We start from the raw sequence: 14,622 nt of genomic DNA on the forward strand, positions 1-14,622 counted from the left end.
TGCGTATCCCGCAGCGCGGGCGCCGGTTCTGCGGTTAGACTACGCTATGATTCCAAATCCGGGGTGAGATGAAGTTACGCGATCTTTTCAGCGGGGATGCCGTGGTCGGCGCGCAACATGCCGATGTTGCGGTCGCGGGCATTGCCATGGACAGCCGGGAGGTGAAGCGGGGCGATGTTTTCTTCGCGCTGGCCGGTGTCAAGACCGATGGCGCGCGCTTCATCGATCAGGCGGTTGCGTCCGGCGCTGTCGCTGTCGTCAGCGACCGTATTCCGGAGGGCGACGGTCGCGTTGCATTTATTGCCGTGCCGAATCCGCGCCGCGCGCTGGCGCTGGCCGCGGCGAGATTCTACCCACGTCAGCCCGCGACCATTGCGGCGGTCACCGGCACCAGCGGCAAGACCTCCGTGGCCGTATTCACGCGGCAGATCTGGCAGCGTCTCGGTTATGCAGCCGCGAGCATCGGGACCATTGGCCTCGTGTCGCCGAAGCGGACGGTCTACGGCTCGCTCACCACGCCCGATCCGATCGCGTTGCATCGGTCACTCGACGAGATCGCGGGCGAGGGCGTGACCCATCTGGCGTTCGAGGCGTCGTCGCATGGTCTCGACCAGCATCGCCTCGACGGAGTGCGGGTGAGTGCGGGCGCGTTTACGAACCTGTCGCGTGACCACATGGATTATCATCCCACGGTCGAGCACTATCTCGCAGCCAAGCTGCGGCTGTTCACGGATCTGGTCGTCGATGGCGGCGCGGCGATCATCGCCGCCGATCATGACCATTCGCAGGCGGTGATCGATGCCGCGCGTATCCGCAAGCTGCGGATCATCACGGTCGGACGCAAGGGTGAAGGCATCAAGCTCATTGATGCGGCTGTCGATGGCTTTGCGCAGAAGCTGACGCTGGAGCATGACGGCAAGCGCATTCAGGTGCGGCTGCCGCTGGTCGGAGAATTCCAGATCGAGAACGCACTGGTTGCGGCTGGACTTGTGATTGCCACCGGCGGCGATGCGAAGCGTGTGTTCGCGGCACTCGAACATCTTGAAGGTGCGCCGGGGCGTCTTGAGCTGGTTGGTGAGCGCAACGGCGCGCCAGTCTTCGTGGATTATGCGCACAAGCCCGATGCGCTGGCGAAAGCGCTCGAAGCCCTGCGGCCCTATACAAAACGCAAGCTCGTGGTGGTGTTCGGCGCGGGTGGCGACCGCGACGCCGGTAAGCGTCCGCTGATGGGCGCGATCGCCGCTGAGAACGCAGATACTGTCATCATTACCGATGATAATCCCCGATCGGAGGACCCCGCCTCGATCCGGGCCGCCATCATGGCGGCTGCGAAAGGCGCCAAGGATATCGCCGACCGCAATGAGGCGATCCGCGCCGCCGTCGCAGGCCTGCAACAGGGCGATGCGCTGCTGATCGCGGGCAAGGGTCACGAGACCGGACAGATTGTTGGAGATAAAGTGTTGCCGTTCAGCGATCACGACGCCGCCATGGCGGCACTGGCGGAGCACGCCGCATGAGCACGCCACTGTGGACAAGCACGGCGATGGCGAAGGCGATGCAGGCCTCGACGCGCGGCGCATTGCCCGATGCGATCACCGGCATCTCGATCGACAGCCGCACACTGACGCCGGGCGAGGCTTACTTCGCGATCAAGGGCGACGTACACGACGGGCACGATTTCGTCGAGGCGGCGCTGAAGAACGGCGCGGGGCTCGCGGTGGTCTCGAAGGCGCATGCGGACAAATTCGCCGCGGATGCGCGGTTGCTTGTGGTGGACGATGTACTCGCCCGGCTGGTGGACCTCGGCCGCGCGGCGCGGGCCAGGCTTGGCGGAAAGGTCATCGCGGTGACCGGATCGGTCGGCAAGACCTCGACCAAGGAAGCGTTACGCGCCGTGCTCGGCGCGCAGGGCGAGACCCATGCGTCGGTCGCCTCGTTCAACAATCACTGGGGCGTGCCGCTGACGCTGGCGCGTTGCCCGGCGTCGTCAAGGTTCGCGATCTTCGAGATCGGCATGAACCATGCCGGCGAGATCGAGCCGCTGGTGAAGATGGTGCGGCCGCATGTGGCGATCATCACCACCGTTGAGCCGGTGCATCTGGAATTCTTTTCCGGGATCGAGGCGATTGCCGACGCCAAGGCTGAAATCTTCTCAGGCGTCGAGCCGGGCGGAGCCGTTGTGCTTAATCGCGACAACCCGCAGTTCGCGCGGCTGAGCAAAAGCGCCAAGGCAGCGAAGATCGAACGTATCGTCTCGTTCGGTAGTGACGAAAAAGCCGATGCGCGGCTGATCGACGTCTCGCTGCATCCCGCATGCTCGGCGGTGCACGCCAGCATTCTTGGCCAGGATATTACCTACAAGATCGGTATGCCAGGACGGCACATGGCGATGAACTCGCTGGCGGTGCTTGCCGCAGCCTCGCTCGCGGGTGCCGATCTCGCACTCTCCGCACTGGCGCTGGCGCAGCTCAAGCCCGCCACCGGGCGCGGTGTGCGCGAGGTGCTTGCCCTCACGGAGGGCACCGCCACACTGATCGATGAAAGCTACAACGCCAATCCGGCTTCGATGAAAGCTGCGATCAATGTCCTCGGTCAGGCCGAGGTCGGCCCGCGCGGACGGCGAATCGCGGTGCTCGGCGACATGCTGGAACTCGGCGTCACCGGACCGGATCTGCACCGCGGCCTCGCCGACGCCATCAAGGCGAATAATATCGATGCGGTATTTTGCTGTGGTCCGCTGATGCTCAATCTCTGGGAGGCTCTTCCTTCCGCCAAGAAGGGCGGCTATGCCGATCATTCCGCCGCGCTCGAACAGCAGGTTGTCGCCGCTGTCGGCGCCGGCGACGCCATTATGGTCAAGGGTTCGCTTGGTTCTCGTATGAAATTGATTGTGACTGCGTTGCAGAAGCGTTTTCCAGAAAAGGCCGCGCTCGACGGCGCCACACACTAAGGCAATTGGAATGTTTTATTGGCTCACTGAATTGGCCGGCACCATCCCCGGCATCAATGTGTTCCGCTACATCACCTTCCGCACCGGCGGCGCGATGGTCACCGGTGCGCTGTTCGTGTTCATGTTCGGGCCATGGATTATCGACCAGCTTCGTCTGGCGCAGGGCAAGGGTCAGCCGATCCGTGCAGACGGTCCGCCGACGCATCTGGTGACCAAGAAGGGCACGCCCACCATGGGCGGGCTGATGATCCTGTCGGGACTGATCGTCTCGACACTGCTGTGGGCCAACCTGCGCAATGCGTATGTCTGGATCGTGCTGCTGGTCACGCTCGGCTTCGGCTTTGTCGGTTTCTATGACGACTACCTGAAAGTCTCCAAGCAGACCGACAAGGGATTCTCGGGACGCTCGCGTCTCGCGGTCGAAGGATTGATCGCGCTGATCGCGTGCACCTGCATCGTCTGGTTCGGCCGCGACGCGACCGTCACGGCTGTATCGATCCCCTTCATCAAGGAATTCCTGCTCAACATCGGCTGGTTCTATGTGATGTTCGGCATGTTCATTATCGTCGGCGCCGGCAACGCGGTGAACCTCACCGACGGCCTTGATGGTCTCGCGATCGTGCCGGTGATGATCGCGGCCGCGAGCTTCGGCATGATCGCCTATCTGGTCGGCAACGCGGTGTTCGCCGAGTATCTGCAAATCCGTTACGTCCCCGGCACCGGCGAACTCGCTGTGCTCTGCGGTGCCGTGCTCGGCGCGGGCCTCGGATTCCTCTGGTTCAATGCGCCGCCGGCGTCGATCTTCATGGGCGATACAGGATCGCTCGCGCTCGGCGGCATGCTCGGTGCGATCGCGGTCGCCACGAAGCATGAAATCGTGCTGGCGGTGATCGGCGGGCTGTTCGTGGTCGAGGCGCTGTCCGTCATCGTGCAGGTGGCGTCATTCAAGCTCACCGGCAAGCGTTTCTTCCGCATGGCGCCGATCCATCATCACTACGAGCAGAAGGGCTGGACCGAACCGCAGATTGTGATCCGCTTCTGGATCGTTTCCGTGATGCTGGCGCTCGCCGGTCTCTCCACGCTCAAGCTGCGGTGAACGCGTGACGCCGGTCACTTCCTTCAAGGGCAAGACGGTTGCCGTGTTCGGCCTCGGCGGATCGGGGCTTGCAAGCTGTCATGCGCTGAAGGCGGGTGGCGCGGAGGTGATCGCCTGTGACGACACACTGGCGAAGATGGCGGAAGCGGCGAGGGCCGGTTTCATCACCGCGGATCTGCGGACGGTCTCCTGGGCGAATTTCGCAGCGCTGGTGCTGACGCCGGGCGTGCCGCTGACCCATCCCCAGCCGCACTGGACCGTGGTCGCCGCGAAGCAGGCTGGCGTCGAGGTGATCGGCGACATCGAACTGTTCTGCCGCGAGCGCAAGCGCCATGCGCCCGATGCGCCGTTCGTCGCCATCACCGGCACCAACGGCAAGTCCACCACCACGGCGCTGGTCGCGCACCTGATGCGCGAAGCCGGTTACGATACCCAGATGGGCGGCAACATCGGCACCGCGATCCTGTCGCTGGAGCCGCCTGCGACGGGCCGCGTTCATGTGATCGAGATGTCGTCGTACCAGATCGATCTCACGCCGTCCCTCGATCCGAGCGTTGGCATCCTGCTCAATGTCACCGAAGATCATATCGACCGTCACGGCAGCATCGAACATTACGCCGCAGTGAAGGAGCGGCTGGTGGCGGGCGTGCAGCGGAACGGCACCGCGATCGTCGGTGTCGACGATCACTGGTGCGCGGCGATTGCCGACCGCGTCGCGCAGGCAGGCAAGAATGTCGTCCGCGTGTCGGTCAAGCACCCGGTGGCCGACGGCATTTGTCTCGAAGAAGGGGATACCATCGTCCGCGTCGACAGCGGTGCGCGGTCGCGGATCGCGAGCATCAACGAGATCGGTTCGCTGCGCGGACTGCATAACGCGCAGAACGCGGCGTGTGCGTCGGCCGCGGTGCTGGCGCTCGGCGTCAGTCACGAGATGTTGCAGCAGGGACTGCGCAGCTTTCCGGGCCTTGCGCACCGCATGGAGCAGATCGGGCGCCAGGGCAATGTGCTGTTCGTCAACGACTCCAAGGGCACCAATGCCGACGCCGCGGCGCGCGCATTGTCGTCGTTCAAGGACATTTTCTGGATTGCCGGCGGCAAGCCGAAGACCGGCGGCATCGAATCCTTGCGCGAATTCTTTCCGCGCATCCGCAAGGCCTATCTGATCGGCGAGGCGGCGCAGGAGTTTGCGGCGACGCTTGGCGATGTGCCGCACGAAATCAGCAAGACCCTTGAGGAAGCGGTGCCGCATGCTGCACGCGATGCGCGAGCGTCTGGTGTCGGAGAGCCGGTTGTCTTGCTGTCTCCGGCCTGCGCTTCTTTCGACCAGTTTCCGAATTTCGAGAAGCGGGGCGACCGTTTCCGCGAAGTCGCCAACGCGCTGCCGGGCGGCCTGACGCCTCCCTGAAGCGAGCCTCTTCCGTTATCCCGTTGCACTTTGACGAGATTTTTTCTCGTATTTGCCCATCCTTAACCCTCCGGAAACCATGATGCGGGAGTAATACCCCGTTAACCGCTCGTGTGGCGGTTCGCAGGTCTGCATCGCTGTGCAGCTAGCTCAATTTGCGGACCGGCGAACCAAGGCCACACGAGAAGGCATATTTATTCAGTGTCCTTCCGAATCCGAAGTTCGCTACGGAACGTGCAGCAGGACTGGCGAACTTCGGATTCGAAAGGACACTGGTACCAGGATGGCGGACGGCCCATGATCTCCCGCGAACAACGCACACCCTTGAGCGAATGGTGGTGGACGGTGGACCGGCTGCTGGTGGCCGCGTTCATCACGCTCATGCTCGGCGGCGTGATCCTGTCGCTGGCCGCGAGTCCGCCGGTGGCGGCGCGCATCGGCCTCGATCCGTTTCACTTCTTCAACCGGCATGTGCTGTTTCTGGTGCCGTCGCTGATCGTGATGCTCGGCGTGTCGTTCCTGTCGCCGCGTCAGGTGCGCCGCACCGCGCTGGTTGTGTTTACGGTCAGCATCCTGCTGGTCGTGGCGACACTGCTGTTCGGGCCGGAGGTGAAGGGCGCCAAGCGCTGGATCACCATCCTCGGCATCAACATTCAGGCCTCGGAATCCCTGAAGCCGGCTTTCGTCGTTCTCGTCGCGTGGCTGTTCGCCGAATCCGCCAAGCGGCCCGAAATGCCGGCGACGTCGATGGCGCTCGGCTTGCTGCTGATGACGGTGACGCTGCTGGTGCTGGAGCCGGACTTCGGCCAGACCATGCTGATCCTGATGGTGTGGGGCACGCTGTTCTTTATCGCCGGCATGCGGATGATCTGGGTGTTTGGGCTGATGGGCGCGGGTGCGGTCGGATTGTTCGGCGCGTACATGATGGTGCCGCACGTGGCAGGCCGCATCAAACGCTTCGTGGACCCTGCTTCGGGTGACACGTTCCAGGTCGACACGGCGATGGAAGCTTTCACCCATGGCGGCTGGTTCGGGCAGGGGCCGGGCGAGGGCACAGTGAAGCGTATCTTGCCGGACAGCCATACCGACTTCGTATTCGCCGTGGCGGCCGAGGAATTCGGCATCATCCTGTGCCTCGCGCTGCTGGCGCTGTTCGCCTTCATCGTGATCCGCGCGCTGTCGCGGGCCTATGCCAGTGAGGATATGTTCGCGCGCTTTGCCGCGGCGGGCCTTGCGATCATGTTCGGCATCCAGGCATCGATCAACATGGCGGTGAACCTGCACCTGATGCCGGCCAAGGGCATGACCCTGCCGTTCATTTCCTATGGCGGCTCGTCGATGATCTCGCTGGCCTATGGCGTCGGCATGCTGCTCGCCCTGACGCGGCAGCGTCCGCGCGTCGAAATGGAATCGATCGGCGCTGCCAACGCCGCGCACGGCTTCGCCTGACGAGGCGGTTATGCCCAACAGACCTTTGATTATGCTGGCGGCGGGCGGAACCGGCGGGCACCTGTTTCCCGCCGAGGCGCTCGGCGTGGCGCTGATGAAGCGCGGCGCGCGCGTGCGGCTGATGACGGACTCGCGCGCGGTGCGCTACGGCGGAATGTTCACTCCCGACATGATGGATGTGGTGCCGAGCGAAACCGTCCGTGGACGCACGCCGTGGGCGCTCGCGCGCACCGGCGCAATGCTCGCGGCCGGCGGCGCGATGTCGCTCGCGCTGCTTTTACGGCAGAAGCCGAAAGCCGTGATCGGGTTCGGCGGTTATCCGACACTGCCACCTTTGATTGCCGCGAAACTGCTCGGCATCCCGACGATCATTCACGATTCCAACGCCGTGCTCGGCCGCGCCAATCGCTTGCTGTCGACGCGGGTCAGCGCGATCGCGACATCGCTGCCTGGTGTGCTCGACCGCGATCCGGCGCTGGCTGGAAAAGCGACGGTCACCGGCACGCCGATGCGGCCTGCCATCCTCGCTGCCGCTGCGGTGCCTTACGCTTCGCCGGATACAACGGGGCCGTTGCGTCTGCTCGTGGTCGGCGGCAGTCAGGGCGCGCGCATCATGGCGGACATCGTGCCGCCCGCGATCGAGCGGCTGGAGCCGGCGCTGTGGCGCAGATTGAATCTGGTCCAGCAGGTGCGCGAGGAAGACATGACGCGCGTGCGCGCGGTCTACGATCGCCTTAAAATCGAGGCCGAGCTGGCGCCGTTCTTCGCCGATCTGCCAGCGCGGCTCGCAGCAACGCATCTGGTGATCTCGCGTTCGGGCGCTGGCACTGTCGCAGAACTCGGAGCGATCGGTCGTCCGTCAATTCTGGTGCCGCTCCCCGGCGCAATCGATCAGGACCAGTTCGCCAATGCCGGTGTGCTGGAGAAAGCAGGCGGCGCGATCCGGATTCCGCAAAACGAATTCACGCCGGATCGTCTGGCGTCGGAAATTTCCACGCTCGCGGCCGATCCGGCGCGGCTGACCACGATGGCGACCAGCGCGCGTTCGGTCGGACGCCTCGATGCCGCGGAACGGCTTGCCGATCTCGCCGTGAAGATCGCGGGAATTTAGATTTTTATCACTGTTATTCCGACGACAATTGCGAACATGACGAAAGAGTCATGATGCGCTGGGCGATCTGCCCGTTCTTTCCGCATGTCACAAGCCCGTGAGTTTGTTGCGCTGCGCGGTTTGAATCGAAGTGCTTTGTGAAGGGGCGCAACGCCCCTGAATAATCACGGAGCAAGATCATGAAGTTTGTGAAACTCGTTATGGCGGTGGCTGTCAGCGTGGCGACAGGCGCATACTGCACATTGGAAGCGGTCGCGCAGACCAACCCGCCGGTGGCGGCAAAGAATGTGGTGCTGGTGCACGGCGCATGGGCCGACGGCTCAAGCTGGGGCGAGGTGATCCCGCGTTTGCAGGCGGCAGGATTGCATGTGACCGCCGTCCAGAACCCTCTTAGCTCTCTTGAAGATTCCGATGCGGCGACACGCCGTGTGCTTGCGCTTCAGGACGGTCCGACCGTGCTCGTTGCGCATTCGTGGGGCGGCACGGTCATCAGCGATGTCGGCAACGATCCGAAAGTATCGTCGCTGGTTTACGTTGCAGCGCGGGCCCCCGATGCCGGAGAGGACTTCGTTGCGCTGTCCGGCAAATTCTCGACGGGGCCGGTGCGCGCCGGCATTCAGACCCATGACGGCTACACGCGCCTGTCCAAAGACTCGTTCCTGAAATATTTCGCCAACGGCGTTCCGCACAGGCAGGCCGAAGCGCTTTATGCGGAGCAAGGCGACACGGCGGCATCGATCTTTGCCGGGCGTACCACGCAGGCAGCATGGCACGACAAGCCGTCATTCTATGCGGTGTCGAAGGACGACAAGACCATCAATCCCGACCTGGAGCGCTTCCTCGCCAAGCGCATGAACGCGACCACGGTCGAACTGGATGCCGGTCATCTGTCGTTGGTCTCGCATTCCAAGGAGATCGCGGACCTGATCATCCGGGCTGCGGGTCAGCATAAGAGCTGATTGTTGCGGATTGCCGCGAGAGAGCGTGCATCCATTAAGTCGTCATTGCGAGGAGCGCTTGCGACGAAGCAATCCATTCCTTCTGTTCTAACAGATGGATTGCTTCGCTCCGCTCGCCATGACGAAGAGGTCATTCCTGCCTCGCAATTTCCGTCACAACTTCACGTTCTCAACGAGATAATCGAGAAACGCGCGTACCCGCGCCGGCAACTGCCCGCCGTGGCCGACGAACACGGCATGGATCGGTTCGAGATCGCCCGGATTGAAGTCTTCCAGCACCGGCACCAGCCGTCCCGCCTTGATATCCGCATCGACATGAAAGCGGGCCAGGCGGGAGAGCCCAGCGCCGGCGGCCGTCAGCCGTTGCATGGCCTCGCCGTCGGAGACCAGCGTGTTGCCGACCGGCTGCACGGAGATCGTGCCCGCTCCATTGCTGTCACGAAACGGCCATCCGTCGATCTGCTTTGAAAAGCAGAAGCCGAGCATGTTGTGTTTTGCAAGCTCGGCGGGCGTGCGCGGCGTGCCGTGGTCCGCGAGATAGGCTGGCGCCGCGACCACGACCATCCGGCTCTCGCCGAGCTTGCGCGCGAGCAGACGGGACTCGCGCAGCGGTCCCACGCGGATGGCGATGTCCGCGCGCTCTTCCATCAGGTCCACCACCGTATCGGTCAGCGCCACGTCGACATTGACGCCGGGATGCAACTTGAGAAATCCGGGCAGCAGCGGCAGCAGCCAGTGCAGCCCGAACGGCACGCTGGTATTGACCCGCACCCGGCCGCGCGGGGTTGCGCCGATCGCGGCTTCGCGTTCTGCCGTATTGATGTCGTCGAGAATGCGGATGCTGCGGTCGTAGTAGGCCGTCCCTTCCGGAGTCAGTTGCAGCTTGCGGGTCGACCGGTTGATAAGGCGCACGCCGAGCCGCGATTCCAGCCGGGCGACCAGCTTGCTCACAGCCGACGGAGTCATCCGGAAAGCGCGCGCGGCGGCCGAAAAGCCGCCCAGTTCCACCACGCGTGCGAACACTTCCATTTCGCCGGATCGGTTGACGTCCTGACGTGCCATTGTGACTTTGTTTCACAAATATTGTTACTTATGGCAGTCTAGTTCACGAATGGCTTTGCGTCCACTTCTCCGAAGTTGCCGGCGGTTGGCCGGATTCGCCTGAGGGATGCTCCATGCCACTCGCACTTTACGCGCTCACCGCCGGCGCTTTCGGAATCGGCGTCACTGAATTCGTTATTATGGGCCTGCTGATCCAGGTCGGCGCCGATCTCGGTGTCTCCATTCCGGCGGCGGGCCTGCTGATCTCCGGCTACGCGCTCGGCGTCGTGGTTGGCGCACCGATCATGACTATCGCCACCGCTCGCTGGCCGCGGAAGACGGCGCTCCTTGTGCTGATGGCGGTCTTCACCATCGGCAATCTGGCCTGCGCGCTTGCCCCGAACTACTGGACCCTGATGGCCGCGCGCGTGCTCACGGCATTTGCACACGGCACCTTCTTCGGCGTGGGCTCGGTGGTCGCGACTTCATTGGTCGCCTCCGACAAGAAGGCATCGGCCATTGCGATCATGTTCACGGGCCTGACCGTTGCCACCATTCTCGGTGTGCCGTTCGGGACGTGGCTCGGACAACATTTCGGCTGGCGCGCGACGTTCTGGGCCGTCACGCTGGTTGGTGTCGTGGCTTTCGCCATCATTGCGCTGCTGGTGCCGGCCAGCAAGGAAGCGCCTGAAGCCTTCAATCTCAGGGAAGATCTTGCGGTTCTCAAGCGCGGTCCCGTGCTTGCAGGACTGCTCACCACCGTTCTTGGATGGGTTGGCGTGTTTGCTGTCTTCACTTATCTCGCGCCGCTGCTGACCAAGGTGACCGGCTTCTCGGATGCTGCCGTGTCGCCGATCCTGCTGGTGGTCGGCATCGGATTGCTGATCGGAAACCTGCTCGGTGGACGGTTCGCCGACAAGCGGCTCATGCCTACCGTATTTGGCAGCCTGTTCGCGCTCTCGGTTGTGCTCGCACTGATGACATTCGCGGTTCACAACAAGATTGCAGTGGTTGCCTTTGCCGCGCTGTTCGGCGTTGCCGCTTTCGCGACGGCGCCGCCGCTTCAGATGTGGGTACTGGACAAGGCGCATGGTGCCGGGCAATCGCTGGCGTCGAGCTTCAACATCGCCGCTTTCAATCTCGGCAACGCCATCGGAGCGTGGCTCGGCGGGACTATTATCGACCACGGGCCGGGCCTTGAGTCGGTGCCGTGGATCGCGGCGCTGGTGCCGCTGGCTGGTCTTGTGCTCGCAATGGCGAGCTATCGGGCCGAAATGCGGCGCGCCAGGCTGGGTCCAGCGGTTGTCTGCCCAGCGGCCGCCGAGTAGCGGACGGGTTGGGCCTTTCCGGCCTGATTTGAAAAGAATCGTGTATTTTTCCGAGCTGGCCGGGCTTGTCCCGGCCAGCTTCGTCTGTTTGAAGGATGCCATAGATGCCTGAGACGGCGTCCTCCCATGACTGGAAGATATTGATGAGACTGCCGCGCGAGATCGGACCCATTCACTTCGTCGGAATCGGCGGTATCGGTATGAGCGGCATCGCCGAGGTGCTGTGCAATCTCGGCTACACCGTGCAGGGCTCGGACGCCTCGGAGAATGCCAACGTCACCCGGCTTCGCGACAAGGGCGTCAAGATCAGCATCGGCCACAAGGCCGAGAACGTGAACGGCGCGGACGTAATGGTGGTGTCCACCGCGATCAAGCGCGACAATCCCGAACTGATGGCCGCGCGCGGATTGCGCATTCCGGTGGTGCGCCGCGCCGAAATGCTCGCCGAGCTCATGCGGCTCAAGAGCTGCATCGCCATCGCGGGCACCCATGGCAAGACCACCACGACCTCGATGGTCGCGACGCTGCTCGATGCCGGTGCTCTCGATCCAACCGTCATCAACGGCGGCATCATCAATGCCTATGGCACCAACGCACGTCTCGGCGCAGGTGACTGGATGGTGGTGGAAGCCGACGAGAGCGACGGCACATTTCTTAAGCTGCCCGCCGACGTCGCCATCGTCACCAATGTCGATCCCGAACACCTCGATCACTTCAAGACCTTCGATGCCGTGCAGGACGCGTTCAAGGCCTTCGTGGAGGGTGTGCCGTTCTATGGCTTCGCGGTGATGTGCATCGATCATCCGGTGGTGCAAACGCTGGTCGGGAAGATCGAAGACCGCCGCATCATTACCTATGGCGAGAACCCGCAGTCCGACGCGCGGCTGGTCGATCTCGTGCCGTTCAGCGGAGGTTCGAAGTTCAAGGTGGCGTTCCGCCACCGCAAGACCGATGCCACGCACGAGATTTCGGATCTGGTGCTGCCGATGCCGGGCCGTCACAACGCGCTGAATGCGACGGCGGCGATCGCCGTCGCGCACGAGATCGGCATTTCCGATGAGGCGATCCGCAAGGCGCTGGCGGGCTTCGGCGGCGTGAAACGCCGCTTCACCCGCACCGGCGAATGGAACGGCGTCACCATCATCGACGATTATGGCCATCATCCAGTGGAGATCGCCGCGGTGCTCAAGGCCGCCCGGGATTCCACCAAGGGCAAAGTGATCGCCGTGGTGCAGCCACATCGCTACACCCGGCTTCAGTCATTGTTCGAGGAGTTCTGCACCTGCTTCAACGACGCGGATACGGTCATCGTCGCGGACATCTATGCGGCGGGTGAAGATCCGATCCCCGGCATCGATCGCGACGCGTTCGTGCTCGGATTGCGTGCCCACGGTCATCGTGAAGTGATTCCGCTGCCAGGCGTCGACAAGCTCGCGTCGGTCGTGCGCGATGTCGCCAGGTCCGGCGACTTTGTCGTTTGTCTCGGCGCGGGCAACATCACGCAATGGGCCTACGCGTTACCGGATGAGTTGAAGGCGCTGGACAAATAGAGTGGCTTTTCCCGACATCAGCGCCGATCTGAAGTCTGCGATGCCCGATCTGCGCGGGCGTCTGCTGGCGAATGAATCCCTCGCACCTCTCACATGGTTTCGCGTCGGCGGCCCTGCGCAGATTCTGTTCACCCCCGCTGATGAAGACGATCTCGCCTATTTCCTGTCGAAACTGCCGGAGGACATTTCTGTCTACACGGTCGGTGTCGGCTCGAATCTGATCGTGCGTGACGGCGGCGTGAGCGGTGTGGTTATCCGTCTCTCGCCGCGTGGCTTTGGCGAGGTCAAGGCAGAGGGCGATACGGTGCGCGCGGGAACGGCTGCGCTCGACAAACGCGTCGCGGAAGCTGCCGCAGCAGCCAATATCGGCGGGCTCGAATTCTACTTCGGGATTCCGGGGTCGATCGGCGGGGCGCTGCGCATGAACGCAGGCGCCAATGGCGGCGAGACCAAGGATGTTTTGGTCGAGGCGAGGGGCATTACGCGCGCAGGCGAGAAGGTCACGTTCTCGAACGCCGATATGAAATTCGTCTATCGCAATTCGGGTGTCGACACATCGGTGATTTTCACCTCTGCGCTTTATCGCGGGCGCGTCACCGATCCTGAGACCATCCGCGCGCGCATGGCCGAGGTCCAGAACCACCGCGAGACGGCGCAGCCGATCCGCGAGAAGACCGGCGGTTCGACCTTCAAGAATCCGCCGGGTCATAGTGCGTGGAAACTGATCGACGCGGCCGGGATGCGCGGCTATCGGGTCGGCGGCGCGCAGGTGTCCGAGATGCACTGCAATTTTCTGATCAACACCGGCGACGCGACCGGTCACGACATCGAGACGCTGGGCGAAACCGTGCGCGCGCGGGTGATGGAGAATTCAGGTATCGATCTGCATTGGGAGATCAAGCGGATCGGCGTCGCGCGTACGTAAGGCGCTTAATCGCTCAGCGACTGCAGCGCCTTGATCGGGTCCGATGAAACCTGGAACGTGCCGTCGAACGGATATTCCTGGAGTGCGATGAGGCCGAGGGCCACCACGGCCGCGCTCGCGAAAACTGCCAGCGATGCAAGAAACGCGCGCGGCTTGTCGAGATGCGCGAGGGCGATGCCGACCTGCGTCAGCAGGCCGAGCGCAATCACCGCCAGCCATTTCAGGTCGTTGGTATGGTCCGATGCCAACGAAAGACGGTCGTTGCGTGCCGTCCCGGCGCGGACTGTCGCGTTGAGAAGCGCGGCGTGGACGGCCTGCCCTGAATCTTTCGCAATTGAGGGAACGCTGACTTCGCGCAGCAGGCTGTCATACGCGGCTCCCGTAGCGGGTGAGGTTTTCATTTCATCCATCGCCGGCCACTCTTCGTTGACGACGGAGTTCACGTAGGCCTTCAGAGCTGCCCGGATGGCGCGCATGTCGGACGCGGAGGCGACGCTGAGGGTATGGACGTTCCGCAATTCACCCGCCTCGGCGTGGACCGCGTTGTACGCCTGCCGTCCGCGCACTGCGACGTCGTTTGCGAGGAAGCCGGTGAGCAGGGCAAACAGCATGGCGATGCCGCTGAAGAAGGGAGCGACGACACCGCTGAGTGACTGGAAATAAGGTTTGAACGGGCGGCAAAAAGTGAAAACGGCCAATAGCAGCGGCATGCCGAAATAGAGCACGATAAGTACGGCAAAGATGCCGCCGGGAGCCAGGTCGAGCCATGCTCGGATCATGAAAATAACCTTCTTTTCGAGGCTTGGTA

General features: G+C 63.2%; 12 protein-coding genes. 10 read left to right on the plus strand and 2 right to left on the minus strand.

Features of this window, described 5'->3' with window-relative positions; all coding sequences use genetic code 11:
* Nucleotides 1-68: 68 nt before the first annotated feature.
* The 7 genes from I554_RS0114510 to I554_RS0114540 all read left to right on the plus strand — a co-directional run bounded on the left by I554_RS0114510 (nt 69) and on the right by I554_RS0114540 (nt 8,970).
* A complete protein-coding gene (locus I554_RS0114510) occupies nt 69-1,517 on the plus strand; it encodes a UDP-N-acetylmuramoyl-L-alanyl-D-glutamate--2,6-diaminopimelate ligase (RefSeq protein WP_024576374.1) in 1,449 nt (482 codons plus the stop codon).
* The gene (locus I554_RS0114515; RefSeq protein ID WP_024576373.1) at nt 1,514-2,950 is read left to right on the plus strand and encodes a UDP-N-acetylmuramoylalanyl-D-glutamyl-2,6-diaminopimelate--D-alanyl-D-alanine ligase; all 1,437 of its coding nucleotides are present in this window, start codon (nt 1,514-1,516) and stop codon (nt 2,948-2,950) included. Before I554_RS0114510 ends, I554_RS0114515 begins: the two co-directional genes overlap by 4 nt.
* A gap of 10 nt (nt 2,951-2,960) precedes the next feature.
* A complete protein-coding gene (gene mraY, locus I554_RS0114520; RefSeq protein ID WP_024576372.1) occupies nt 2,961-4,046 on the plus strand; it encodes a phospho-N-acetylmuramoyl-pentapeptide-transferase in 1,086 nt (361 codons plus the stop codon).
* A gap of 4 nt (nt 4,047-4,050) precedes the next feature.
* Nucleotides 4,051-5,451, plus strand: a complete 1,401-nt coding sequence (murD, locus tag I554_RS0114525) for a UDP-N-acetylmuramoyl-L-alanine--D-glutamate ligase (protein WP_024576371.1) — start codon at nt 4,051-4,053, stop codon at nt 5,449-5,451.
* 297 nt (nt 5,452-5,748) lie between these two features.
* Nucleotides 5,749-6,900 (plus strand): putative lipid II flippase FtsW, encoded by a 1,152-nt coding sequence (gene ftsW / locus I554_RS0114530; protein ID WP_024576370.1) that lies wholly within the window; start codon nt 5,749-5,751, stop codon nt 6,898-6,900.
* 10 nt (nt 6,901-6,910) lie between these two features.
* The gene (gene murG, locus I554_RS0114535; RefSeq protein WP_024576369.1) at nt 6,911-8,011 is read left to right on the plus strand and encodes an undecaprenyldiphospho-muramoylpentapeptide beta-N-acetylglucosaminyltransferase; all 1,101 of its coding nucleotides are present in this window, start codon (nt 6,911-6,913) and stop codon (nt 8,009-8,011) included.
* A gap of 179 nt (nt 8,012-8,190) precedes the next feature.
* Complete coding sequence (locus I554_RS0114540) at nt 8,191-8,970, plus strand: alpha/beta hydrolase (protein WP_029659537.1); 780 nt, start codon at nt 8,191-8,193, stop codon at nt 8,968-8,970.
* Between the two features lie 153 nt (nt 8,971-9,123).
* On the opposite strand, the gene I554_RS0114545 is transcribed toward I554_RS0114540, so the two are convergent.
* Nucleotides 9,124-10,032, minus strand: a complete 909-nt coding sequence (locus tag I554_RS0114545) for a LysR family transcriptional regulator (RefSeq protein WP_024576367.1) — start codon at nt 10,030-10,032, stop codon at nt 9,124-9,126.
* A 113-nt stretch (nt 10,033-10,145) separates the two neighbouring features.
* Between I554_RS0114545 and I554_RS0114550 the strand changes: the two genes are divergently transcribed.
* The 3 genes from I554_RS0114550 (at nt 10,146) to murB (ending at nt 13,814) form a co-directional block, all read left to right on the plus strand.
* Nucleotides 10,146-11,339: an MFS transporter gene (locus I554_RS0114550; RefSeq protein WP_024576366.1), complete on the plus strand. Its 1,194-nt coding sequence runs from the start codon at nt 10,146-10,148 to the stop codon at nt 11,337-11,339.
* 143 nt (nt 11,340-11,482) lie between these two features.
* On the plus strand, nt 11,483-12,889 hold the full coding sequence (gene murC, locus I554_RS0114555; protein WP_024576365.1) for a UDP-N-acetylmuramate--L-alanine ligase: 1,407 nt from the start codon (nt 11,483-11,485) through the stop codon (nt 12,887-12,889).
* A gap of 1 nt (nt 12,890) precedes the next feature.
* Nucleotides 12,891-13,814, plus strand: coding sequence for a UDP-N-acetylmuramate dehydrogenase (gene murB / locus I554_RS0114560; RefSeq protein ID WP_024576364.1), 924 nt, complete (start codon nt 12,891-12,893; stop codon nt 13,812-13,814).
* Between the two features lie 5 nt (nt 13,815-13,819).
* On the opposite strand, the gene I554_RS0114565 is transcribed toward murB, so the two are convergent.
* On the minus strand, nt 13,820-14,593 hold the full coding sequence (locus I554_RS0114565; protein WP_024576363.1) for a DUF4239 domain-containing protein: 774 nt from the start codon (nt 14,591-14,593) through the stop codon (nt 13,820-13,822).
* Nucleotides 14,594-14,622 lie beyond the last annotated feature (29 nt).

Origin of the sequence: Afipia sp. OHSU_II-C1 (genome assembly GCF_000497575.1) — a bacterium.
Classification (GTDB): Bacteria; Pseudomonadota; Alphaproteobacteria; order Rhizobiales; family Xanthobacteraceae; genus Afipia.